The sequence below is a fragment of the Achromobacter sp. genome, assembly GCF_032113835.1.
In the GTDB taxonomy this organism is placed as follows: Bacteria; Pseudomonadota; Gammaproteobacteria; order Burkholderiales; family Burkholderiaceae_B; genus Achromobacter.
Window position 1 is genome coordinate 48,126 of record NZ_DAMCTG010000015.1, and the last position, 22,383, is coordinate 70,508.

The following is a 22,383-nucleotide window of genomic DNA, read 5'->3' on the forward strand; positions in this document are numbered from 1 at the left end:
CGCAGCAGGCCGCTGACCTCGATCACCTGGCACTGCGGCCAATAGCCTTCGGCCGCGTCCGCCCGAATGTAGAGGGAACGCATGGAGACCGTGCCCACCATGTCCACGCCATGTGGCACGCCCGCCGGCACCCATAGCGCGCGCAGCGGCGGCAGGGCCCAGAAGCCGCTGGGCGTGGTGACGCGCATCACGCCGTCGACGGCATAGATGAGCTGCGCGCGCGGGTGGGTATGGGGACCTGTCTGCGCGCCGGGGGAAAATTCCTTGGCCATTGCCGTGACGACGCGCGGGCGGTGCTGGTAGTCCTGCGCGTTGATGCTGCGCGCGGGATCGGGGGCTGGGCGGACGACCATGGTGTCACTTCCGACAAAAGGATGAGGGAGCGCCCGAAAGCGCATGGCGCCTATTTTGTCATTGTCTTGGCAAAGGGGTTGTCACTTTCTCGACGAAAATTGGCAGATCGCGCCGGCGCCGGATTTCTACACTGAGGCTTGGCTCCGGCGTCTGGCCGGCCTGTCCATTTATCTTCGTGCAACCCATGAACTCCGCCCAGAATCCCGCTGCCGGCCTGTCTGCCGCGACCTCTGCCACACCCGCCACACCCGCCGCGGGATCGCCCGCCGCGGCGTCGGCCGCCGCGGGATCCCCCGCCGCCTCCGATCCCTCCACCGCCTTCAAGGTGTTGGGCGCGATCAGCGTGGCGCATCTGATGAACGACATGATCCAGTCGATCCTGCTCGCCATCTATCCCATGCTCAAGGACTCGTTCAGCCTGACGTTCACGCAGATCGGGCTGATCACGCTGGTCTACCAACTGGCCGCGTCGCTGCTGCAGCCGTTCATCGGTTTCTATACCGACCGGAACCCCAAGCCGTACTCGCTGCCCGTGGGCATGGGCTTCACGCTGGTGGGTCTGTTGATGCTGTCGATGGCGCCGTCGTTTGGCTGGCTGCTGGTGGCGGCGGTGCTGGTGGGCACGGGCTCGTCGGTGTTCCATCCCGAATCGTCGCGCGTGGCGCGCATGGCGTCGGGCGGGCGGCACGGGTTGGCGCAGTCGCTGTTCCAGGTGGGCGGCAACGTGGGATCGGCGCTGGGGCCGCTGTTGGCGGCGCTGTTCATCATTCCGCACGGTCAGGGCAGCGTGGCGTGGTTCTCGCTGGCGGCGCTGTTCGGCATTGTGGTGCTGATGTGGATAGGGCGCTGGTATGGCGCCAACCGCGTGCTGCTCAAGCCGCGTGCGCGGCGAGAGGGCGCGGGCAACGGGTTGACGCGCAATCAGGTGCTGGGCGCGTTGGGCGTGCTGGGCGTGCTGGTGTTCTCGAAGTATTTCTATCTGGCCAGCCTGAACAGCTATTTCACCTTCTACCTGATCGACAAGTTTGCGCTGTCGGTGCGCGAGGCGCAGCTGTATCTCTTCCTGTTCCTGGCCGCCGTCGCGGTGGGCACCGTGGTGGGCGGGCCGGTGGGCGACCGCATCGGCCGCAAGATCGTGATCTGGGTGTCGATCCTGGGCGTGGCGCCTTTCACGCTGATGCTGCCGCACGCGAATCTCTTCTGGACGGGCGTGCTCGTGGTCATCATCGGCGTGGTGCTGGCGTCGGCCTTCTCCGCGATCGTGGTCTATGCCCAGGAGCTGGTTCCGGGCAAGGTGGGCATGATCGCGGGCCTGTTCTTCGGCTTTGCCTTCGGCATGGGCGGCCTGGGCGCCGCGGTGCTGGGCAGGGTGGCCGATGCCACCAGCATCGGCTACGTCTATCAGTTGTGCGCGTATCTGCCGCTGCTGGGCGTGGTGGCCATCCTGCTGCCGAAGATGCGGCGGGTGTAGGCCCGCCGTCCCTTCAGCCCGCCCGCAGCGATTGCAGGCGCGGCAGGCGGTGCTCGATGCCGTCGATCTGCCCTGCGCTGCCGTGGTGGATGACGGCGACGCGGGTGGCGCGCAACTGCGCCAACGTTTCGGCGCTGACTTCAAAGCTCTTGGCCAGACGCTGATCGGTCAATGGGCGGATCGGCTTGCGGCGGTCCTTGCCGCCGAAGCGGCGGTGGTTGTACACGGCCCACGCCACCAGCACCGCGGCGTTCACCACGGCCAGCACGACATAACCCCACAAGGTCTGCACCGTCGGCAGAAAGACGGGCAGCAGCGGCGCGTCCGGGCCGCTGGCGGCCCCGCGCAGGATTGCCAGGATGCCGGCGCCAAACAGGTAGACGAAAGCGAACCAGCCGAAGGCGGTCAGCGCGAAGTCGAACAGATAGCCCGCGCGCGAGCGTTGCGTGGTGATGATCATGATGCCTCCGATGATTTGATGCCGCGGTCGGGGCTGGTCCAGCGGGCGCGCTGGGCCTGCTTGCGCAGCATGACCTTGGGGAAACTGACCAGCGTGGTGAAGAGACTCACCATCCAGTAGGCCAGCGGATACCAGATGACCCAATAGAGAGAACGCGCCAGGCCCGGCTCGTACCGGCGGTCGATCAGGATGCTGACGGCGAACTGCAGCAGGCACACGACCGCCAGCATCATGCCGGTGAAGGCCGGCGGCAGCAGGCTGGCGATCTGCATGTTGTTGGGCAGCGCGACGACCTGGCTGACCAGCCACAGCACCACCGACAACCCGAACGCAAAGGCCCAGGCGGTCGACAGGCAGAACTCGGCCATCAGCGGCCACAGCCGGCGGTGGCGCCAGTTCCAGATCGAGCGCAGGTTCTTCAGGAACACCTCCGCACCGCCCTGCGCCCAGCGCAGCCGCTGCTTCCACAGTCCGCGCAGCGTCTCGGGCATCAGGATCCAGCACAGGCCGCGCGGTTCGTAGAAGATGGACCAGTGGTCGCGCTGCAGCTTCCAGCTGATGTCGATGTCCTCGGTGATCATGTCCAGGCTCCAGTAGCCCGCGCGGTCCAGCGCAACGCGGCGGAAGGCCGCGACCACGCCCGACACCGTGAAGACTTGCCCGTACACGCGCTGCGTGCGCTTGATGAGCCCGATGATCGAAGAGAACTCGCCGACCTGGATGCGCCCGATCAGCGTGGAGCGGGTGCGGATGCGCGGGTTGCCCGTGACGGCGCCCACGCGCGGGTTGTCGATCAGCGGCGCCACCAGATAGGCCGCGGCATCGGGATCGAGCAGGGCGTCGCCGTCGATGCACACCAGATATTCGCTGCGGGCCGCCAGCGCGCCCATGCGCAGCGCCATGGCCTTGCCCTGGTTCTGCGCCAGGTGCACCACGCGCAGGCGCGGGTGCTCGGCGGCCATGCGGTCCAGCAGCGCGGCCGTGCCGTCGGTCGACCCGTCGTTGATGGCGATGACCTCGATGTGCGGATAGTTCTGGTTCAGGGCCGCCAGCAGGGTTTCTTCGCCGTTGTCGGCTTCGTTGAAGCACGGCACCAGAATCGACACCAGCGGCGAACCGGCCAGTTCGGGCGGGTTGCGCTCAGGCCCCCACGCCCAGTGGCGTTCCCAATGCCACCAGAAGTAGATGCCGCCCGCCATCCACATGCCGGACATGAACAGCGGATAGAAGAATACGAAGCCCAGCAGCGCTTCGCCGGTCAGCATCAGGGTGAATCCAAACGGCGCGCCGAGCACCGCGCAAAGAATCAGCAGGGCAATCAATCGATCAGTCATTGGAGGGATACCAGGCTTCGGAGATGGCGGGCCGGATGCCTTGCAACCGGGGCTGGTCTTGCGAAAAATCGTCGGGGTAGTAGCCGAAGCTGCGGGCGCCGCGCAGTTGCAGGCGGCGCATCCAGCCGGCCAGCACGTCGGTGTCCACCGGCGTGGCCTCGGGACGGCCGGGGCCGGTGCGCCAGTCGCGGCTTTGCAGTTCGAACACGGTCCTGGACAGCGCGCCGGGCCGGCGGGCGACGGTGTCGACCAGCTCGTCCAGCCACGCGTTTTCCTTGCCGGGCGCCACGTTTTCCATCAGCGGCATCGCCATCGGCGCGGTCCAGTCGTATGCGGCCAGAAAATCGTCCAGGTTCTGCGCGAACCAGGTTTCGCTTTCCGGATTGAGGATCGGCTGCGCGTAGAGGTTGCGGGCCGTCTTGATCTGCGGCCCGCGCACGGCGCGCACCTTCTCGGCAAGCGTCATGGTGAAGTCCACCAGATGGCGGCTCTTGTAGCGGGTCCAGCGCTGCATCGTGTCCGGATCCGCGCGCAGTTCGGCGATGCTGCCCGGCAACCCCGCCGCGCGATATGCGGCCAGCGCGCCGGGGCTGGCGTCCTCGAAGTCCGACAGCAACGCGTCGTCGTGAAACAGGATGCCGTCGAAGATCGCCTGGCGCGCCAGGTCTTCGTACAGATCGCCGATGCGCGCACGCACGGTGGCGTCAAAGGGCGACAGACGGCGGTACTGGTCCGGGTCGGGCGCCACCTGTCCGGTGTCCGGATCCCAGCGCTCGACGCGGGGCAAGGCCAGGTCCATGTCGAAGGCCAGCACGGGCATCCACGCATACACCATCACGTTGGCGCGGTTGTGCAACTGCCAGGCCGCGCGGTTGAAGAGGTCCGCGCGCATCGGCAGCCAGCGATTCGGGAAGTACAGCGACTTCACCAGCCCGTCGCCCTCCGGGTCCGAGTAGGCCTGCAGGAACACCGTGTTGATCTGCATGTCCAGAATGCGCTGCACCAGCACGCCCAGGTTGCGGTCGGTCTGTTCCGGGTCCGGGTCGTAGACGTAGTCCAGGTCGATGTGCGCCACGCGCATGAAGGGATCGGCTTCCATGCCCACCACGCTGTTGGCAAAGGACTTGAGCGCCGGATCGCTGGCCAGCAGCATGCGCGGCGTGGACATCAGGCGGGACAGGCGTCCGGGGCCGTCTTCCAGCGTCAGCGCCATCTGGTAGCCGTTCTCGGCGGTGATGCGCAGCGTGGAGCCGCCTTCCGCGCCATACGGCCAGACCCACACGCGGGGCTTCTTGCCGGTGGCCGCGCGGATCTTTTCCGTGATGGCGGCCACGTCGCGGCCCATGCGGGCGTCGAACTGCGCCTCGGTCTCGTACTGGCCGGTGCGCGCGTCATACGCCCGGATCGCGGCGGCCGGCTCGGTGTTGCCCTGCGGGTTGGCCAGCGCGCCGTAGTGCGAGGCGTCCGTGTGCGCGGCGATTTCCACCAGCCCGGAACGCGAGATCTCGCGGATCTCGTCCCAGTTCAGAAAGCGTTCGCGCGCCTCGGGCGTGCCGCCGAAATCCACCGGACGGTCGGACGGGGTGTCCATCCACACGCCCACGGGCGCCAGCAGCGCCGGCCAGCCGTAGGCTTTCAGGATGGGCAGGACGCGGGAATGGAAGCTGCGGTAGCCGTCGTCGAACGACAGCAGCACGGCGCGGTCGGGCAGCGGCTTGCCGCCTTGCCGGGCGGCCAGGATCTGGTCCACCGACACGGCCTGGTAGCCGTTGGCGCGCAGCCAGGCCAATTGTTCGGCCAGCCGGTCCGTGCGCACGCTGAGAAAGGCCTGATCAGGGTCGTCGTCTTCGACGTCGTGGTAGGCCAGGGCCAGGAACTGGCCATTGACCCACGGCCGATCGGCGGCCGCGACGGGGCGCTCGGCGGGCGGCGTGTAGACGGGGATGTCCTTGGCGCAGGCGGTCAGCGCCAGGATCATGAGGAACAGGATGCCGGCCATGAGCAGCCGGGTTTGCAGTTTGAGCATCATGTCGTTTCCGAAAAAACCGGGTCAGAAGCGGTAGGCAAGGTCGAAGACGACGCGCAGTTCACGCTCGCGCTCGCCGTCGTAGGGCCGGCTGGTGCCGGTGACCATGAAGCCCATGTCCAGGACGTCGTTGGCGCGGTAGCGTTGGCCATAGCCCAGCGCGACGACGCCGCCGGTGCCGTAGCCCTGCTGGCTGTAAGTGCCGGCGCCCAACGTGCCGATCTGTTCCCACGCGGTTTCGTAGCGGCGGTGCAGCGTGTGCGTCAGCCGCACGCCGGGCAGGGCCAGGAAGTCGGCGCTGGGGTTGAAGTAGGGCGCGTCGTCGCGGTTGTTGTGCTGGGTGGACAGGCCCAGCTCCAGGTCGGCCTTCAGGTGCGGCGCGGTGTAGACGCGCTCGCGGCCGGTCAGCCCGAATGCCCAGCGCGTGTTGCCGTCGCTGAAACGGGACGGGGCGGCGGACAGGGTCCACTCGCGCCGCTCGTCGGCACGCCAGCGCACGTACATCGACAGCCCGTTGGACGAGACATCGTTGGTCAGCGCGCGCAGCGGCGTGTCGCGCGACAGGATTTCGGCCGAACCGCCCACCTGCCAGTGGTCGTTCAGGTCGTAGGCGGCGGACAGCCGCGCGCCGGGCTTCACGCCGTGGCCGTAGTCGTTGGTGGAGACTTCGCCTTCCACCGTCAGGTCGCGCACGCGCCATTCCACGCCGGTGCGCAGCCAGCGGTAGTTGCCACGGCCTTCCTCGAAGTCACCCGATGCGTAGCCCCCCCCGCCAAAGGCGCGCCAGTCGTAACCCATGGGCGGCGAATACAGGACGGCGTCGATGCCGAAATCGCCGTTGCCCGTGACCGGACTGTCCGAGGCCAGGCCGCGGTATCCGGCGATGCGCAGTTCGGCCTTGCGGTGGACCTCCCATTCGCGGGCCAGGCGCCGGCTGGTCAGGTTTTCCGGCGAGCGCGCCAACGTGTCGGCGGACAGCGCCTCGGCCTGCCGCCATTCCTGCAGGTCCAGGGCGGTGAAGCCCTGGCCGTTCTCCACCGCCAGGTCGCGCGGCGCCAGCGTCTCCGCCAGCTTCAGTTCGATTTCCGACGCGCGGGGCTGCGAGCGGGCGCGATGGACCGTGGCCAGGTCGCTGCGCAGCGCGGAATTGTTGGGCGCCTGCTGCACCATGTGTGCCAGGCGCTGGTGGGCCTCGACCGTGTCGTCGGCCTGAAGGCGCGTGGCGGCCAGCGTCTGACGGCTTTCCAGATTCAGGTCGTTGGGCATGCGCGTGGCCTGGCCCTTGTAGTAAAGCCACGGGGCGTAGCCGGACTGGACGGCGTCCGTGACCAGGGGCGTCTCGTCGAACTGTTCGCCTTCGGCCAGTGCGTAGTACAGGCCGGTCTGCGTGGCCAGGCGCTGCGAGGGGTCGTCGCCAGGCGCGCTGTCGCTGGCGGCCACCTGCCGGTACAGGTCGCGGGCGCGCTCGGGCTGGCGCAGGTACAGATAGGCGGAGGCGACGTCGCTCAGCGCGTAGCGCGGCACGTCGACGCCTTCGGCTACCAGGGCCTCGTATTCCTGGATCAGCGCCTGCATTTGCACCCGGGCGTGCAGGGCGTGCAGGCGGTCGATGCGGGCGCGCAGCACGTCGGCCCGGGCGTCGTCGCCCAGCTTGCGCCAATCGGCGATCGCGGCGTCGTAGCCCGCCAGCGCGCGGTCGGCGATGGCAAACCGTTCGGCCTCGCCGCGCGCGGGCATGGCGGCCAGCCGCGCCTCTTGCGCCAATGCGTCGGCTTGCAGGGTGCGCATCTGGGCGGGGGTAAACAGCGTTTCATGGCGGCGCGCCCAGTCCAGCGCCACATCGGCCATGCGTGCGCCCTGAAGCGCCCGTATGTATTCGCGCAGCACGTAGGGCGTGGCGGGCGCCAGCGCCAGTGCCTGGTCGGCCTGATGCAAGGCTTCAAATGGCTTGGACTGACGAGCGTAGACGTAGCTGAGCGCCAGGCGGGCATCGGCGTCGCGCGGGTGGCGGGCGATGCGCTTCCCGCCCGCGGCGATCGCGGCCGGAAACTGCCCGGCGTCTGCCAGCGTCATGATTTCGCCCGCGGCGAAGGCGGCTTCGCCTGGATGGCGGCGCATGCCCTGGCGGTAGGTGTCGAGCGCCTGCGGCCAGCGCTGCAGGTCGCGGTAAGCCCGCGCCACCGCCAACTGGACGTCGGCCGGCGGCACGGAACCGGCCGGCAGAGTCTCGTAGGCAGCGATGGCTTCGTCGGGCTTGCCCGCCCAGCCGGCGATGACGATCCGGTCGTAAACCGGTCGCACGCCCGCGGCGTTTCCCTGCGCGCGCAGCATTGCCAGCGCAGGTTCGTAGTCGCCGGCGCGGGCGCGCTCGATCAGCGAGTCGTAGGAGCTTGAAGGGCCGGCAAGCGCCAGCACGGGCGCCAGCATTGCGCTGGCCGCCATCAAGTTCAGTCTGGGTCCAACGGCGTTTGACCGCCTGGTTCGTTCGATTGGCATCTGTATGACATCCGCAGTGGCAATTCGGGGCGTCCATGGCTCCGCCACGCCGGAGGGGCGCGAGCGCCCGGCAAAGGCGGCCGCAGGCGAACCAGGCGCCTGCAGCGCGGAAATGAACGTTTGATTGGGACTTGCGCGGCGCCCGCTACGGGGACCTTCGCACTCGCGTTATCGGAGTGCATGGCTAGTACGCGCCACGCCCGTGGGGCGTGATCGCGGCGCTTATGCTGCGCCGTCGACGGATGGAACTTTACGGAAAATTGCCCAAGTTAACTGTCAATTACTGCAAAGGGGGCGTCACGGCGAAGTCGCCTTGGCGTATTCTCTCGTCGCAGGCCGTGCAATCGTCTTGGCGCGGCGGTAAAGGTTCTGGTCGAACAGACGCGCGTTGCCCAGCAGGGCAAACGTCATGCGCGTCCTTTCGCCATTCTCGTAACAAAAAGCATCAAAAATGCTGACGTGTAACGCGCTTTGCTTGCGCGAACCCAGTGCAACTGCAGTCCCAACGGCGCGGCAGGCCGACAGGCCTGAGCCGGAGCGAACCATGACGACTAGCCTGTTTTTCCTGATGTGGGGCCTGGCCACGGCATTGGCATTGCCGCTGCTGCTGCCATTTCACGGCCGCGGCGTTGAAGGCGTGCCTGCCTTCATGGCGGCGAATGCGCTGGCCGTGCTGTCCCTGCTGGCCTACGCGTCGGCCGAGATGGTGCCGCCCGCGGCCTATGTGATGGTGTCCAACGCCGCCTGGGCCTGTTCGGCCGCGCTGGTGTACATCGGCGTGCGCCAGTTCTTCGGCCTGCATCCGCATATCCTGCGCACGACCGTGCTGTGTTCGCTCTGCACGTTCGGATTTGCCCTGCTGCTGTACCGCAGCGACAGCCTGGTTTGGCGCATGGTGCTGTACTCCGTCTACACCTGCGTGCTGATGGCAGCGACCGGCGCCGTCATCTTCCGGCAGCGCAGGCGGATCAAGACGAAGGGCGTCGTGCTGTACCTGCTGCTGGCGTTTTATGGCGTGGTGGCGCTGCATGCGCTGCGCGGTTATGTCTACGGCGCGGGCGTGGAGGCGCCGGTGTCGCTGCTGCAGCCGTCGGCGTGGGGCCTGTTCTTCATTGTGTGCGGCTCCGTCACGGTGCCGGGCCTCTTCCTGGCGCTGCTCTTCATGATCCAGACCAGCCAGGCCGAAAAGATGCAGGCGGCGCTGACGTTCGACAGCCTGACGCAGGCGTACTCGCGGCGCAGCATCATGGATGAACTTGAGCACGAGCTGCAGCGTTGTGAGCGCAGCGGCGGGAAGCTGGCGGTGCTGGTGCTGGACATCGATCACTTCAAATCCATCAACGACCGCTATGGCCATGCGGGCGGCGACACCGCGCTGCGTCATTTCGCGCGCGTGGTGCAGAACGCGGTCCGGTCGAGCGATCGCTTTGGCCGTCTGGGCGGCGAGGAATTCGTGCTGCTGATGTACGACTGCGATCCGGCGAGCGCGCTGGTGCAGGCGCAGCGCGTCTGCGACGCCTTGCGCGACATGCCGCTCTATCTGCAGGGGCTGGAAGTGCAGATGACCACGAGCGGGGGCCTGGCGTCCTACCAGCCGGGCGACAGCGCCGACGTGATCCTGGCGCGGGCCGACGTGGCGTTGTACCGGGCCAAGGAGCAGGGGCGGGACCGCGTGGAAATGGCCTGGAGCGGACGCGGCGTCGTAAAGCCAAGCGGCGGCCTGCCGGCCGCCGCGAATGCCCTGGAAGCGGAAACCGCGGGGACTACGGCTTGAGATGTTCCGTCAGGAACTTCTCCATGGCCTCGTAGAACTCGAACTTGTTCTCGTCGTTGTGGAAGCCGTGGCCTTCGTTGTCCTTGACCATGTATTCCACGTCCACGCCGCGCGCCTTGAGCGCCGAGACCATCTGGTCGCTCTCGTCCTTGTTCACGCGCGGGTCCTTGGCCCCCTGCGCGACGAACAGCGGCGTCTTGATCTTGTCCGCGTGCAGCGCCGGTGAGGTCGCGGTCAGGCGGTCGAGGTCGCGAACCGGGTCGCCCACCATGTCCTGCATCTTGTCCAGCATGGGCTTCCAGTAGGGCGGAATGGACTTCATGAACGTGAAGAGGTTGGACACGCCCACGTAGTCCACGGCCGCGGCGTACAGGTCCGGCGTGAAGGCCACGCCGGCCAGCGTGGCATAGCCGCCGTAGCTGGCGCCATAGATGCCGATGCGCTTGGGGTCGGCAATGCCTTGCTGGACCAGCCATTGCACGCCGTCGGTGATGTCGTCCTGCATCTTCAGGCCCCATTCCCCGAAGCCCGCTTCCCAGAAGTCGCGGCCATAGCCGGTGGAGCCGCGGAAGTTCATCTGCAGCACGCAGAAACCGCGGTTGGCCAGGAATTGCACTTCGGGGTTGTAGCCCCAGCCGTCGCGGGCCCACGGGCCGCCGTGCGGATTGACGACGCAGGCCAGATTCTTGGGTGCGCGGCCGGCGGGCAGCGTCAGGTAACCGTGAATCGTGCGGCCGTCGCGGCTCTGGTAGCTGATGGGCTGCACCCGCGACATGTCGGCCTCGGGGATGGCGGGATTCAAGTCCGCCAGCTTGGTCAGCGTGCCGGCCACGGCGTCATAGATATAGCGCGCGCCCGGCGTGCGGTCGTTGTAGGCCGCGACGATGAACTTGTTTTCATCGCGGTTGCCGCCCTGGATGACGACGTCGTAGCCCGGCAAGAGGTCGGCAAGCGTCTTGTACAGCGCTTCGGTTTCCGCGTCGAAGAACTTGTATTGCGGCTTGTCGGTCTGGTAGGACGCCACGGTCAGCACGCGGCGCTTGCGCGAGAATGCGGCGCCGTCCAGGTCGACGGCCTCGGGCGTGAAGATGACCTCTTCGGCATCCGGCGTGGCCGGGTCGATGACGACCAGCGAGAGCTTGTCGCGGCCGCGGTTGCTCAGCGCGTAGAACTTCTTGTCGTCGAACGTGAAGAACGCGGGGCTGACGCTGGTGCGGTAGTCGGTTGTGATGAGGGGGCGGAAGTCGGACGCTTCGTCGTCGCGGTAGAGCAGGGTGGTGTTCAGCCCGTCGCTGGCGACGGCGGCGCGCACCTTGCCCGCGTGGTCGGTCTGCCAGCCGACGATGTTGCCGGGATTCTGCGCCACCAGCACGGCCGCGCCGGTGTGAACGTTGACGCGGTAGACGTCGAAGACCTCGGGGTTGCGCTGGTTGTGGCTGATCAGCACGTGGTCGGGGTCGTCTTCGAGGTCGTCCTCGATGCCGGCGCGCACGCCGTCGTAGGGGGTCAGGTCCGTGATCTTGCCGGTCTTGGCATCCACGGCCAGGACGTGGAAGTTCTCGTCGCCGCCAAAATCCTTCTGGAACAGCACCACGTCCGGGCCTTTCCAGAAATAGCCGCTGATGTCGCGCGCGGTCTCGCTGGTCAGCTGGCGCGGTTCGCCCACGAGCTGGCTGCCTTGCAGCGGCTGCACATAGATGTTCATGCGGGCGGGATTGCCGTCCACGCTGGTGGGCTGCATGAACGAGAGCGTCTGGCCGTCGTCCGACAGCCGGAAATAGCCGCGCTCAGGATTGCGGAAGAAATCTTTCAGGGGATAGGCGCGGGGAGGCGGCTGCGTGGCGCAGGCACCCAGGGAGGCGCCGACGATGCCGGCAGCCAGGACGGTGCGCAGAAATGAAAACAAGGGAAACCTCCGTGATGTCGATCCGCGTTGCAAATAGGCTGGTCGATAATGCCATAGCCGCGCGAGGGGTGTCGAACCGGCCCCACTTATGTCGCCCGGCGGTTTGCGGGATAATCGCGGCACTTCTTCTGGAGATTTACATGTACAGGAATCTGGTCGCGGCCTCGGCGCTGGCTCTGGGGCTGGCCGGCTGCTCGCTCGGCATTTCGCCGGACAGCGCATCGCCGCACAGCGAATTCAAGGCGCCGGTGGGCTTCAAGGACGCCTACGATGCGGTCATCCGCCAGTCCAACGCCTGCCTGCGCAGCACCGACAACGCCTATCGCGTCGTGTCCGACCTGAACGAGAGCGCGCAGTCCGGCGTGGTGCGCGTGCTGGCGCCGTATTCCGATCGCGAGATGTCGCGCGTCGACCTGAAGTCCGAGGGCCCGAAGTCCACGAATGTGCGCGTCGTGATGTGGGGCAAGGGCACGTGGGATGCCGCCGCCATGCGCGCGATGCAGGATGCGGTGTATTACGGGCTGGTGTCGTGCAGCACGTACATGCCGCTGGATCCGCGCCCGCCCGTCAAGCCGTCGCGCGACCTGCCGAACTAAGGCAGGACGAAATACGGCAGGACTAAATAAGATCAGTCGCCGCCCGGACGGCGGCGGATGATCTTGAAGGTGGCGGTGGCGCGCGCCACCAGTTCGCCGTCGGCGCGGCGGATATCGCCCTCACAGAAGGCGATGGATGCGCCGCGGCGCAGGCAGCGCGCTTCGATGACCAGATCGCCCGTGCCGGGTGACAGGAACGTGGTGTTCATGTCGATGGTGGCCATGCCCTCGGTGGCGTCCGCCGACCCGCGCGCGGCGGCGCTCAAGGTGAAGTCCAGCACGCTCATCAGCGTGCCGCCGTGCACGTCGCCGCGGCTGTTGGTCAGGTCTTCGCGCCACGGCAGCGTCGTGCGGGCATAGGCGGGCGCGATGCTTTCCGGCACCAGGCCGATGAAACTCATGAAGGGAATGGTCAGGCCGAAGTAGTCGGTTTTGGGGCAAGCGGGTGCAGTCATGGAACCGTCGTGGGCGAGAAGGGATAGCGGATTGCCGCCGGTCATAATATATGTTTTTGCCACGGGATTGAGGTCATGACGGGGCAGGCGTTGGCGCAGTCGGCGCGCAAGATCGTGCATGTGGACATGGATGCGTTCTACGCGTCCGTGGAGCAGCGCGACAATCCCGACCTGCGCGGCAAGCCGGTGGTCGTGGCCTGGACCGGCCCGCGCTCGGTCGTGTGCGCGGCGTCCTATGAAGCGCGGCGCTACGGCATTCATTCCGCGATGTCCGCGATCAAGGCCGAGCGCCTCTGTCCGCACGCCATCTACGTACCGCCCGATTTCAATCGCTACCGCGACGTGTCGCGCCAGGTGCGGCAGATCTTCGCCCGCCATACCGACCTGATCGAACCCTTGTCGCTCGACGAGGCCTATCTGGACGTCACGGTCAACAAGTGCGGACTGCCGTCGGCCACCGAGGTCGCGCAGGTGATCCGCCAGCAGATCCGCGAGGAAACCGGTCTGACGGCGTCGGCCGGCGTGGCGCCGAACAAGTTCCTGGCCAAGATCGCTTCGGACTGGAACAAGCCCGATGGCATTTTTGTCGTGCGTCCCAGCAAGGTGCTGGCGTTTCTGGAACCCTTGCCCGTGCGCAAGGTGCCGGGCGTGGGCAAGGTGACGCAGGCGCGCCTGGAGCAGTTGGGCATCCAGACGGTGGGCGACCTGGCCACGCACAGCGCGCAGGAACTGGAGCATTATTTCGGCCGCTACGGCCGGCGGCTGTATGAGCTGGCGCGCGGCATCGACGAACGCGAGGTGCAGACCGACCAGCCCCTTCAACAGGTGTCGGCCGAAACCACGTTTTCAAACGATGTGCGGCTGGAGGCGGTGGGGGACGCCCTGGACCGCATGGCGGAAAAGGTGTGGGATCAGGCGCTGAAGAAGGGCGCCCTGGGACGCACGGTGGTGCTCAAGCTGAAGACCGACCGCTTCCGCATCCTCACGCGCAGTCAGACCTGCGCGCAGCCGCCCGCCTCGGCCACGGAACTGGCCGCCCTGGCGCGGCTGCTGTGCGAACGCGTGGAATTGCCGCCGGACACGCTGTACCGGCTGGCGGGGGTGGGGATGAGCAATTTCGCAGATCCGGGCGAGCAGTCGCGCCAGCCGGATCTGTTTGGAGGGGCGTTCTAGGGTCGGGCCCAATGGGAAGCGGGCCCGACAACGCGACCTTTACAGGCGGGCCTTCACTTGCTGAGAAAGCGCCGTCATGTCGGCGCGGCCGGCCAGCTTTTGCTTCAGGATCGCCATCACCTTGCCCATCGCGGGTGCGCCCGTCACGCCTTGCGCGGCGACTTCAGCCAGCGCGGCGTCGATGGCGGCGGCCACTTCCTCGGGGGAGGCGGCCTGGGGCAGGAATTCCTGCAGCACGGCCAGTTCGCCCTTTTCCTGCTCGGCGGTTTCCGTGCGGCCGGCCTGCTCGAACGCCGCGATCGACTCGCGGCGCTGCTTGACCTGCTTTTCGATGATGGCGGTGATTTCGGCGTCGGACAGGTCGCGGCGTTCGTCAACTTCCTTCTGCTTGACGGCAGCCAGCAGGAAACGCAGCGTGGTCAGGCGTTCGCTGGCCTTGGCGCGCATCGCATCCTTGACGGCGTCGGACAGGCGAGTCTTGAGCGTAGCAGTGCTCATCGGTAAACCTTTGTGGTGTTGCGGTAATCGGGAAGTGTAAACCGGGCCGGGACGCGGCGTCGCCAAGCCGATTTCGCCGTTCGCATTTAAAGATGTATTATAAATATATGTTTAAAGGCGAGCCTGTTCGCCATTCAAGGAGCAGTTGATGTTGAGCCCCCAAATCCGCGAGCTGGTCAAGGCTACGGCCCCCGTCCTGAAGGTTCATGGCGTCGCCCTGACCAAGCATTTCTACGCGCGCATGTTCCAGCACAATCCGGAACTCAAGCACGTGTTCAACCAGGCCCATCAGGCCGGCGGCGCGCAGCAGCATGCGCTGGCCGGCGCGGTGACCGCGTATGCCGAGCACATCGACGATCCCTCGGTGCTCGCGCCGGTGGTGACGCGCATTGTGCACAAGCACGTCAGCCTGGGCATCCGCCCGGAACACTACGCCATCGTGGGCAAGCATCTGCTGGCGTCCATCCGTGAAGTGCTGGGCGATGCCGCCACCGACGAACTGATCGACGCTTGGGGCGCGGCCTACGGCCAATTGGCGGATCTGTTGATTGCCGAAGAGGCGCGCCTGTATGCGGAATCGGCCAACAAGCCGGGCGGCTGGACGGGCTGGCGCGCATTCCGCGTCGTGGGCAAGCAGCCCGAAAGCGCCGAAATAACTTCTTTCTACCTGGCCCCGGCGGACGGCGGCACGGTGCCGGCCTACAAGCCGGGCCAGTACGTGTCCGTGCGCGTGTTCGTGCCGGAACTGGGCCTGATGCAACCGCGCCAATACAGCCTGTCGGACGCGCCGGGACACGATCGCCTTCGCATTTCGGTCAAACGTGAACCGGCCGGCGACCAGACGCCGGTTGGCCGCGTATCCAACGCGCTGCACGACCGCCTGGAAGAGGGCGGCGTGCTGGACGTGGCGCCGCCGCAAGGTGATTTCCACCTGCGTGAAGACGGCGATGCTCCCGTTGTGCTGTTGAGCGGCGGCGTGGGCCTGACGCCCATGGTGTCGATCCTGAACCACCTGGTGCGCGCCAACGACGAGCGCCAGATCCGGTTCGTGCACGGCTGCCGCAACCGCTCGGTGCACGCCATGCGCGAGCACGTGAACGACATTACGGCGTCGCGCGCCAACGTGCGCAAGGCGGTGTTCTACGAAGAGGTGGGCCACGGCGACCAGTCCGGCCGCGATTACGACCACACGGGGCGCGTTGACCTGCACGCCATCCGCGACGAGGCCATCGTGCCCGGCGCCGATTACTACCTGTGTGGACCAGCGGCGTTCATGCGCGCCCAGCGTGAAGCGTTGCTGGGACTGGGCGTTGCCGAAGACCGCATCCACGCCGAGGCGTTCGGCACGGGCGGCCCCGCCGCCTGAGCGGTGTATCCTGGCGGCCTGTCGTTTCCGGGCCGCCAGGTCCACGCTCCGTCCCCACCATGCAACTGAACCGATTCACCGACTTCGGCCTGCGCGTCCTGATGTACCTGACGCAATGCCGCGACCGGCCCGTCGCCGTCACGATCCCGGAGATCGCGGACCGCTTCGGCCTGTCCCGCAATCATTTGGTCAAGGTGGTGCATTTCATGTCGCAGCGCGGCTGGGTCAGCACCACGCGCGGCAAGGGCGGCGGGCTCAGCCTCGCCCGTCCCGCCACGGAGTACCGGGTCGGCGACCTGGTGCGGGAACTCGAACAGCAGGGCCCGCTGATTGATTGTCACGAACCGCCCTGTGCCCTGGATGGCGTGTGCCGGCTGTCGGGCGTGCTGGCGCAGACGCTGCAGGCGTTCTACGACACGCTCAACGGGTACACGCTGGCCGATCTGGTCCGCGAACCGACAGCCGCCGCCATCATCAAGCTGCATCGGGTGGCCTGAAGCCCAGGCATGATGTTTGGTTATGGCCCCTGCGGCGTTTGGCATTTGCCGGCGCGGGGGCGGTGGTTACAGAATGGGCCCGTTCGCGGTCTTCTTGGATAATGGTATGCGCGTTTGTGTGATTGGCGCCGGCGTCGTCGGTGTGACGTCGGCCTATTTCCTGGCGCGCCAGGGCCATGAGGTGGTGCTGGTCGACAGCCAGCCCCGCCCGGCGGAAGTCTCCAGCTATGCCAATGGCGGCCAGCTCAGCTACAGCTATGTGGCCCCGCTTGCCGGCCCCGGCGTGCTGCCCAGCGTGCCGGGATGGCTGCTGCGCCACGACTCGCCGCTGCGCTTCCGGCCCCGGTTGGACCCGCATCAATGGCGCTGGTGCCTGCAGTTTGCGCTGGCCTGCCGCGCATCGGTCGCCAAGGCATCCACCGCGCAGATGCTGACGCTGTCCTACCTCAGCCGCGACGTCATGCACTCGCTGCTGGAACAGGAAGACCTGGCGTTCGGCCATCTGAAGAACGGCAAGCTCATTGCGTACCGCAGCCCCGACCTGCTGGAAAAGGCGCGCGCGCTGGTTGCCTATCAGGCCGCGCACGGCGCGGACCAGCAGGTGCTGGACGCCGCGCAGGCCGTGGCGCGCGAGCCCGCGCTGGCCGGCATGGGCGCCAGCCTGGCGGGCGCCATCTACACCCCCAGCGAAGAAGCCGGCGATTGCCGGCAGTTCACCGAAGCGCTGTTCGACCGCCTGCAAACGATGGACAACGTGCAGTGCACCATGTCCAACCCGGTTTCCGGATTGCAGCGCGAAGGCCGCCGCATCGTCGCGGTCAATACGCGCGACGGCGACATCGGCGCCGATGCCGTGGTGCTGGCTACGGGCATCGGCACGCGCGCCTTGCTCGGCCCGCTGGGTCACGACGTGCCGCTTTACCCCTTGAAGGGCTACAGCCTGACCGTGCCGCTGGCGCCCGACGACACCGTGGCGCCGCGCATCAGCGTGACCGACTACGAACGGCGCATCGTCTACGCCCGCGTGGGCGGCGTGCTGCGGATCGCGGCCATGGTGGACATCGGCAGCAACAACGCCGATATCGACCCCGCGCGCATCAGCCTGCTCAAGCAGCAGGTGCTCGAAGCCTTTCCGCAGCTTGACCTGCGGCAGGCCATTCCGTGGGCGGGTCTGCGCCCGGCCACGCCGACCGGCAAGCCGCTGATCGGCCGCAGCCCCGCGGCCGACAATCTTTGGCTGAACGTGGGTCAGGGGGCGTTGGGCTTCACCTTGTCGTGCGGTAGCGCGGCGTTGCTGACGGCGCAGATGGGCGGCATGGACTTGCCGCTGGATCCGGCGCCGTTCAAGCCCTGAACCCAGCGTCCTGACGCGGAATGTCCATTTCGCGATAGCCGATGCCATTTCATCGGCAGACGGGCTGACGCCGGCTCAATAGGATAGCGATCACCCTTCGCACGCCGCCGCACTCGGCGGGCGCGAAGGCGCCGATCCATCCTTCGAGTCCATCGCCATGTCCTTTCTCTTTCCGTTGTTCGCCATCCTGTTCTGGGCGGGCAACGTCATCGTTTCCAAGATGGCCGCCAGCGCCATCTCGCCCACTGCCATCACCTTCTACCGCCTGCTGCTGGCGCTGTTCCTGATGGGGCTGTTCACGGCCCGTCCGGCGTGGCGCAACCGCCGGGTCATCCTGCGGCACTGGCCGAAGCTGGCGCTGTACGGCGCGCTGTCGGCGGCCGTGTTCCAGGCGCTGTCCTACCGGGCGGCGGAAACCACCACCGCCACCAACATGGCCATCCTGACGGCGCGGATTCCGCTGCTCAGCATGCTGCTCAGCGTGGTGATCCTGCGCGATCCGCTGACGCTCGGCATGGCCGCGGGCGGCGCGCTGTCGTTCCTGGGCCTCTTGTATCTGGTGGGGCAGGGCGACATGCTCAGCGTGTTTCAGCATGGCGTGCACGTGGGCGACGGCCTGATGCTGCTGGCCGCCTTGTCGTACGCGCTGTACGGCGTGCTGCTGCGCCACTGGAAGGTGCCGGTGCCCGCGTGGCAGTCCACGTTTGTGCAGTCCATCTTCGCGCTGATCTACATGTTTCCGCTGTACCTGCGGGTGCCGGCGGCGCAGGCCGCGCTGGACGTCAACACGGTTCCGCTCATCCTTTATGCCGGCATTTTCTCGTCGGTGCTGCTGTCCTATCTGTGGATCGAAGGCGTGCAGCGCTTGGGGCCCAACCGCTGCAGCATCTTCATCAACCTGCTGCCGCTCTTCACTGCGGTGGCCGCCTTCGTGCTGTTGCGCGAACGCCTGCACAGCTACCACCTGCTGGGTGGCGCGGTCACCCTGGCGGGCGTGCTGCTGGCGCAGACCGTGCAGCGGCCGCTGTTCGGCGCCGGGCGCGCGCTGGCGGCGGGCAAGGCCTAGCCGGGCATTCACGGGCGCTCAAGCCCAGCGCGCGCCCAGCGCCGGCAGTGGCCCTGGCCGCGCATTCACGGGCGTTCAAGACAGGCGCCGGCCGCCGCCGCATAGTGGCCGCTTTGCGCGGTGAGGCGATGAGCATTTTCCAGAAAACCACGATTGCGCTGGCCCGTAACCCTGCGGTCGGCCACATGATGCGGGCGATGGCCGCCCGGACGTCGCTGGCGCGGCGGTTCGTCGGCGGCGCCGATGGGGACGAGGCAGTGCGGACCGCCGTGAGACTGCACGAGGCGCACGGCATCCGCGCCTCGCTCTTCTATCTGGGCGAATACGTGGCGGACCGCGCCGCGATCGACCACAACGTCGATCAGGCCATCGATGCATGCCGGGCGCTGGCTGGCGCCGGCCTGGACGTGCACGTCTCCGTCGATCCCACGGCCATCGGCTACATGCGCGACGACGCGCTGGGCGAGGAAAACGCCCGTCGCATCGGCACGGCGGTGCAGCGCTTTGGCGGCCAAGGCTGCGATTGGCTGGTGCTGGACATGGAAGACTCGGGCATCCGCGACCGCACCTGCGCGCTGCATCGCACGCTGCTGGAAGCAGGCATTCCTGCCGGCCTGACGCTGCAGGCGCGGCGGCGCCGCACGCCGGAGGATCTGGCCTGGGCGATCCGGCAGCGCACCTCGCTGCGGCTGGTGAAGGGCGCGTTCCCCGAGCGCGCGCTGGACCACGCGAGGCGCGCGCGCATCGAACAGGCCTATCTGGACGCGGCGTCCATCATGCTGTCGCGCGAGGCCCGCGAATCGGGTTTTTATCCGGTCTTCGGCACGCACGACGACCGGCTGGCCGGCGCCATCATCGACCTGGCGCGCGAACGCGGCTGGCCCGCCGACCGCTTCGAATTCGAAATGCTTTACGGCGTGCGACCGGACTGGCAGATCGCGCTGCGCCGGTTGGGCTATAACGTCAGGGTCTATCTCCCGTTTGGGGCGGACTGGTGGCCGTACGCCATCCGCCGCGTGGGGGAGAATCCTCGCAACGCGTGGCTCCTGGCCCGATCGATCAAATCGGACGGGCATTACTTCGGGTAGCCGCGAATGGCTGGCGCATCATGGCGGTTTCTCAACACATCTGGCATTGCGGCGCAGGATTGCCCGGCGACGTGCTGATCGCGGATCTGCGCGCCTACCGGTACGCGCCGCATTTTCATGACGCCTGGTCGATCGGCGCCATCGAGCACGGCCGCTGCGACTTCACGGTGCAGGGCGTGGCCCACGCCGCCGGTGCAGGCGAGTTGGTGGTCATCGCGCCCGGGCAGGTCCATACCGGCGGCACGGCCGCCGGGACGCTCGGCTATCGGATGGTCTACATCGATCCCGCGTGGTTCCGGGACCACGCCCGGGCGCTGCATGAATGCGGTGCGCGGCTGGCCGGGCCGGTGATCGCGGATGCCGCGCTTTGCGCGCAATGGCTGGACGCACTGGCGCCGGGCGGGATTGCGCCCGCCGAGCGCAGCGCGCGAATTTCCGCGGCCCTGTTTGGAACGCTGGCCGCGCATGGCGAGGCGTTGGAGCCGCACGACCCAGCCGGCCTCGCCGACGTATGCGCCCTGCTGCGCGAGCGCATGGCGGCGGATCCTTCCTGCGCGCCCGACCTGGACGCCTTGGCGCAAGCGCAAAACCGTCATCGCACCACGCTGGTCAAGCAGTTCGCCCGGCGCTATGGATTGCCGCCGCAGGCGTGGCTTCGCAATTGGCGCGTGGCGCGCGCGCGGGTGCTGCTGCGCGGCGGCCTGCCGTTGGCGGACGCGGCGCAGGCTGTCGGCTTTGCCGACCAGGCGCATCTCACGCGGGTGTTCAAGCAGGTCTACGGCAGTCCGCCCGGCGTGCTGCTCAAGGCCGGCGCGGCCGCTTCCCAGACATTGTGACTGCGGGGCGTCTCCAGCCGGTAGTCCGAGTATTTACGTGTGAAGAATTCCGCGCCCAACGCATGCGCCGCGTCCAGGGGCTGCCGGGGATCTAGCGCCACCTCGCCGCGCCGGTTGCCGGCGCCATGCACAAAGCCCACGAAGTCGGAATGCGTATAGCGCGCAAATTCCTGCACCTGATGCACGATGCCGAGCGCCGCGCCCGGATAGGTTTCTTCCGAGGCCACCGCCAGCCCCAGCCGCTTGCCCGCCATGCCGGCCTTGACGCGTTCGGGCTCTGGCCCGGATCCCGCGTAATGGCTGAATGACCGGTCGAAGAACGCCTTGGTCTGCGCCGACATGCCGTACCAATAGATGGGCGTGCAGAACAGCACGCCATCGGCGGGCAGGAAGTGTTCAAGGAAAAGTTCGGCGTAACGGTCGGCGGGCGGCTTGGCGTGCCGCAGGTCGGGCAGCAGGCCCTGGATGTAGTCGTCCAGAAAATGCACCGACGCCGACGTGCCGGCCGTTTCCGCGCCCTGGCGGGCGGATGCGGCCAGCGCCGCGCTATTGCCATCGCGGCGGGGACTGCCGACCAGGATCAGCAAACGTTTAGTGTGTTGAGTTGAATTCATGTCGCGCTCCTATCAAAGATAACGATCTGAAGCCAAATAATGGTGTTGGATGGTCGGGGCGACAACTGACCATTCCTTCACTAAGATGAATGCAATTCATCTCTGGACCTCCGCCATGTTTGCCACGCTTCCCGTCACCGCGCTGCGCACGTTCGAGGCTGCGGCCCGGCTGCGCAGTTTCAAGCTGGCTGCGGCCGAGTTGTCGGTCACGCCCACCGCGGTGTCGCATCAGGTCAAGGCGCTGGAGCGGCATGTGGGCTGCGCGCTGTTCGAGCGCGTGCCGCGCGGCGTGCGGCTGACCGACAAGGGGGCGCGCCTGTTTGCGGGCGTGCATGGCGCGCTCCTGGACGTGGCGCAGACGTTGGACGCCTTGCGGCCCGCGCCCGAGTCCGGCGCGCTGACGGTGTCCACGACCCATTCCTTCGCCGCCTTGTGGCTGGTGCCGCGGCTGGGGCGTTTTCACGCCGCGAATCCGCAGTACCAGTTGCGCCTGGACACGTCGCCCGACCCCGTGGACCTGTTGCAGGACGCCAGCGTGGACGTCGCCATCCGCTACAGCCGCCGGCGCTATTCCGGCTTGCACGCGGCCTGCACGCTGCCCGAGTGGTTCGGGGTGTACGGGGCGCCGGCGCAGATCGCGCATACCGGCCGCCGCGCACCCGCGCTGGTGACGGTGCGCTGGCGCGATTCGGAGCTTTATGACGAAGGCTGGCAGGCGTGGTGTGAAGCCGCCGGCTTGCCCGCATGGCGGCGGCCTGCGGCGGAACACGCCTACACCGAGGAACACTACGCGCTGCAGGCCGCGATTGCGGGGCAGGGGCTGGTGCTGGCCAGTTCGGTGATGGTGTCGGACAGCGTGGCCGCGGGGACGCTGGTTCCGTACCGGCCGGAGATACGCGTCGCGGGTTCGGCCTACACGGCGCTGTGCGCGCCGGGGCGCGAACGCCACCCGCCGGTCAAGGCGTTCCTGTCGTGGCTGCGCAGTGAGTTTCGGGCCTAGGCCGCACGCACGCGCGCTC

At 67.5% G+C, this 22,383-nt stretch carries 21 protein-coding genes; 11 read left to right on the plus strand and 10 right to left on the minus strand.

Annotation, left to right across the window (positions count from 1 at the left end):
• A partial coding sequence (locus RT697_RS08485) for an AraC family ligand binding domain-containing protein (RefSeq protein ID WP_313698108.1) occupies positions 1-353 on the minus strand: 353 nt, incomplete at its 3' end.
• A 185-nt stretch (positions 354-538) separates the two neighbouring features.
• On the opposite strand from RT697_RS08485, the gene RT697_RS08490 reads away from it, so the two are divergent.
• The gene (locus tag RT697_RS08490) at positions 539-1,825 is read left to right on the plus strand and encodes an MFS transporter (protein ID WP_313698109.1); all 1,287 of its coding nucleotides are present in this window, start codon (positions 539-541) and stop codon (positions 1,823-1,825) included.
• Positions 1,826-1,838: 13 nt separating this feature from the next.
• Here the strand turns inward: RT697_RS08490 and pgaD are convergent, their stop codons facing one another.
• The 5 genes from pgaD to RT697_RS08515 form a co-directional block, all read right to left on the minus strand.
• Entirely contained in the window at positions 1,839-2,285 is a 447-nt protein-coding gene (pgaD, locus tag RT697_RS08495) for a poly-beta-1,6-N-acetyl-D-glucosamine biosynthesis protein PgaD (RefSeq protein ID WP_313698111.1), read from the minus strand.
• Positions 2,282-3,619, minus strand: a complete 1,338-nt coding sequence (gene pgaC, locus RT697_RS08500) for a poly-beta-1,6-N-acetyl-D-glucosamine synthase (protein ID WP_313698113.1) — start codon at positions 3,617-3,619, stop codon at positions 2,282-2,284. The genes pgaD and pgaC overlap by 4 nt, the downstream gene beginning before the upstream one ends.
• Positions 3,612-5,648 (minus strand): poly-beta-1,6-N-acetyl-D-glucosamine N-deacetylase PgaB, encoded by a 2,037-nt coding sequence (pgaB, locus tag RT697_RS08505; protein WP_313698114.1) that lies wholly within the window; start codon positions 5,646-5,648, stop codon positions 3,612-3,614. Before pgaB ends, pgaC begins: the two co-directional genes overlap by 8 nt.
• Positions 5,649-5,669: 21 nt before the next feature.
• Positions 5,670-8,087 carry a poly-beta-1,6 N-acetyl-D-glucosamine export porin PgaA gene (gene pgaA, locus RT697_RS08510; protein WP_313698115.1) on the minus strand — a complete coding sequence of 806 codons (2,418 nt, stop codon included), beginning with the start codon at positions 8,085-8,087 and terminating at the stop codon, positions 5,670-5,672.
• Positions 8,088-8,438: 351 nt separating this feature from the next.
• Positions 8,439-8,687: a hypothetical protein gene (locus tag RT697_RS08515; protein ID WP_313698116.1), complete on the minus strand. Its 249-nt coding sequence runs from the start codon at positions 8,685-8,687 to the stop codon at positions 8,439-8,441.
• Here RT697_RS08515 and RT697_RS08520 point away from each other — a divergent pair.
• The gene (locus RT697_RS08520) at positions 8,686-9,915 is read left to right on the plus strand and encodes a GGDEF domain-containing protein (protein WP_313698117.1); all 1,230 of its coding nucleotides are present in this window, start codon (positions 8,686-8,688) and stop codon (positions 9,913-9,915) included. The two genes, RT697_RS08515 and RT697_RS08520, sit on opposite strands and share 2 nt — an antisense overlap.
• Here RT697_RS08520 and RT697_RS08525 read toward each other — a convergent pair.
• On the minus strand, positions 9,905-11,821 hold the full coding sequence (locus tag RT697_RS08525; RefSeq protein WP_313698119.1) for a S9 family peptidase: 1,917 nt from the start codon (positions 11,819-11,821) through the stop codon (positions 9,905-9,907). The genes RT697_RS08520 and RT697_RS08525 overlap by 11 nt on opposite strands.
• A 140-nt stretch (positions 11,822-11,961) precedes the next feature.
• Between RT697_RS08525 and RT697_RS08530 the strand changes: the two genes are divergently transcribed.
• The gene (locus RT697_RS08530) at positions 11,962-12,417 is read left to right on the plus strand and encodes a BPTD_2524 family lipoprotein (RefSeq protein WP_313698120.1); all 456 of its coding nucleotides are present in this window, start codon (positions 11,962-11,964) and stop codon (positions 12,415-12,417) included.
• 32 nt (positions 12,418-12,449) lie between these two features.
• Here RT697_RS08530 and RT697_RS08535 read toward each other — a convergent pair whose 3' ends face one another.
• Complete coding sequence (locus RT697_RS08535) at positions 12,450-12,872, minus strand: PaaI family thioesterase (protein ID WP_312433120.1); 423 nt, start codon at positions 12,870-12,872, stop codon at positions 12,450-12,452.
• Between the two features lie 90 nt (positions 12,873-12,962).
• On the opposite strand from RT697_RS08535, the gene dinB reads away from it, so the two are divergent.
• Complete coding sequence (gene dinB, locus RT697_RS08540; protein ID WP_313698155.1) at positions 12,963-14,045, plus strand: DNA polymerase IV; 1,083 nt, start codon at positions 12,963-12,965, stop codon at positions 14,043-14,045.
• Positions 14,046-14,084: 39 nt separating this feature from the next.
• Here dinB and RT697_RS08545 read toward each other — a convergent pair whose 3' ends face one another.
• Positions 14,085-14,543, minus strand: coding sequence for a GatB/YqeY domain-containing protein (locus tag RT697_RS08545; RefSeq protein ID WP_313698122.1), 459 nt, complete (start codon positions 14,541-14,543; stop codon positions 14,085-14,087).
• Between the two features lie 148 nt (positions 14,544-14,691).
• On the opposite strand from RT697_RS08545, the gene hmpA reads away from it, so the two are divergent.
• From hmpA to RT697_RS08575, 6 genes are all read left to right on the plus strand, one after another.
• A complete protein-coding gene (hmpA, locus tag RT697_RS08550; protein WP_313698124.1) occupies positions 14,692-15,909 on the plus strand; it encodes an NO-inducible flavohemoprotein in 1,218 nt (405 codons plus the stop codon).
• Positions 15,910-15,968: 59 nt separating this feature from the next.
• On the plus strand, positions 15,969-16,406 hold the full coding sequence (locus RT697_RS08555; protein ID WP_312433105.1) for an Rrf2 family transcriptional regulator: 438 nt from the start codon (positions 15,969-15,971) through the stop codon (positions 16,404-16,406).
• 106 nt (positions 16,407-16,512) lie between these two features.
• A complete protein-coding gene (locus RT697_RS08560; protein WP_313698125.1) occupies positions 16,513-17,760 on the plus strand; it encodes a D-amino acid dehydrogenase in 1,248 nt (415 codons plus the stop codon).
• Positions 17,761-17,917: 157 nt separating this feature from the next.
• Entirely contained in the window at positions 17,918-18,826 is a 909-nt protein-coding gene (locus tag RT697_RS08565; protein ID WP_313698127.1) for a DMT family transporter, read from the plus strand.
• Positions 18,827-18,954: 128 nt separating this feature from the next.
• On the plus strand, positions 18,955-19,914 hold the full coding sequence (locus RT697_RS08570) for a proline dehydrogenase family protein (protein ID WP_313698129.1): 960 nt from the start codon (positions 18,955-18,957) through the stop codon (positions 19,912-19,914).
• A 20-nt stretch (positions 19,915-19,934) separates the two neighbouring features.
• Positions 19,935-20,750, plus strand: coding sequence for an AraC family transcriptional regulator (locus tag RT697_RS08575; protein WP_313698131.1), 816 nt, complete (start codon positions 19,935-19,937; stop codon positions 20,748-20,750).
• Here RT697_RS08575 and RT697_RS08580 read toward each other — a convergent pair.
• On the minus strand, positions 20,690-21,364 hold the full coding sequence (locus RT697_RS08580) for an NAD(P)H-dependent oxidoreductase (protein ID WP_313698133.1): 675 nt from the start codon (positions 21,362-21,364) through the stop codon (positions 20,690-20,692). The two genes, RT697_RS08575 and RT697_RS08580, sit on opposite strands and share 61 nt — an antisense overlap.
• Positions 21,365-21,479: 115 nt before the next feature.
• On the opposite strand from RT697_RS08580, the gene RT697_RS08585 reads away from it, so the two are divergent.
• Positions 21,480-22,364 (plus strand): LysR substrate-binding domain-containing protein, encoded by an 885-nt coding sequence (locus RT697_RS08585; protein WP_313698135.1) that lies wholly within the window; start codon positions 21,480-21,482, stop codon positions 22,362-22,364.
• Positions 22,365-22,383: the final 19 nt, after the last annotated feature.

What these genes read in the sequence shown, in the direction of transcription:
- pgaA (WP_313698115.1), bottom strand. Translation starts at nt 8,087, where the DNA reads ATGGCGGCCAGCGCAATGCTGGCGCCCGTGCTGGCGCTTGCCGGCCCT.
- RT697_RS08585 (WP_313698135.1), top strand. Translation starts at nt 21,480, where the DNA reads ATGTTTGCCACGCTTCCCGTCACCGCGCTGCGCACGTTCGAGGCTGCG.
- RT697_RS08560 (WP_313698125.1), top strand. Translation starts at nt 16,513, where the DNA reads ATGCGCGTTTGTGTGATTGGCGCCGGCGTCGTCGGTGTGACGTCGGCC.
- RT697_RS08570 (WP_313698129.1), top strand. Translation starts at nt 18,955, where the DNA reads ATGAGCATTTTCCAGAAAACCACGATTGCGCTGGCCCGTAACCCTGCG.
- RT697_RS08545 (WP_313698122.1), bottom strand. Translation starts at nt 14,543, where the DNA reads ATGAGCACTGCTACGCTCAAGACTCGCCTGTCCGACGCCGTCAAGGAT.
- pgaB (WP_313698114.1), bottom strand. Translation starts at nt 5,648, where the DNA reads ATGATGCTCAAACTGCAAACCCGGCTGCTCATGGCCGGCATCCTGTTC.
- RT697_RS08515 (WP_313698116.1), bottom strand. Translation starts at nt 8,687, where the DNA reads ATGGTTCGCTCCGGCTCAGGCCTGTCGGCCTGCCGCGCCGTTGGGACT.
- RT697_RS08565 (WP_313698127.1), top strand. Translation starts at nt 17,918, where the DNA reads ATGTCCTTTCTCTTTCCGTTGTTCGCCATCCTGTTCTGGGCGGGCAAC.
- RT697_RS08490 (WP_313698109.1), top strand. Translation starts at nt 539, where the DNA reads ATGAACTCCGCCCAGAATCCCGCTGCCGGCCTGTCTGCCGCGACCTCT.
- RT697_RS08555 (WP_312433105.1), top strand. Translation starts at nt 15,969, where the DNA reads ATGCAACTGAACCGATTCACCGACTTCGGCCTGCGCGTCCTGATGTAC.
- RT697_RS08530 (WP_313698120.1), top strand. Translation starts at nt 11,962, where the DNA reads ATGTACAGGAATCTGGTCGCGGCCTCGGCGCTGGCTCTGGGGCTGGCC.
- pgaD (WP_313698111.1), bottom strand. Translation starts at nt 2,285, where the DNA reads ATGATCATCACCACGCAACGCTCGCGCGCGGGCTATCTGTTCGACTTC.
- RT697_RS08535 (WP_312433120.1), bottom strand. Translation starts at nt 12,872, where the DNA reads ATGACTGCACCCGCTTGCCCCAAAACCGACTACTTCGGCCTGACCATT.
- hmpA (WP_313698124.1), top strand. Translation starts at nt 14,692, where the DNA reads ATGTTGAGCCCCCAAATCCGCGAGCTGGTCAAGGCTACGGCCCCCGTC.
- RT697_RS08575 (WP_313698131.1), top strand. Translation starts at nt 19,935, where the DNA reads ATGGCGGTTTCTCAACACATCTGGCATTGCGGCGCAGGATTGCCCGGC.
- pgaC (WP_313698113.1), bottom strand. Translation starts at nt 3,619, where the DNA reads ATGACTGATCGATTGATTGCCCTGCTGATTCTTTGCGCGGTGCTCGGC.
- RT697_RS08580 (WP_313698133.1), bottom strand. Translation starts at nt 21,364, where the DNA reads ATGAATTCAACTCAACACACTAAACGTTTGCTGATCCTGGTCGGCAGT.
- RT697_RS08520 (WP_313698117.1), top strand. Translation starts at nt 8,686, where the DNA reads ATGACGACTAGCCTGTTTTTCCTGATGTGGGGCCTGGCCACGGCATTG.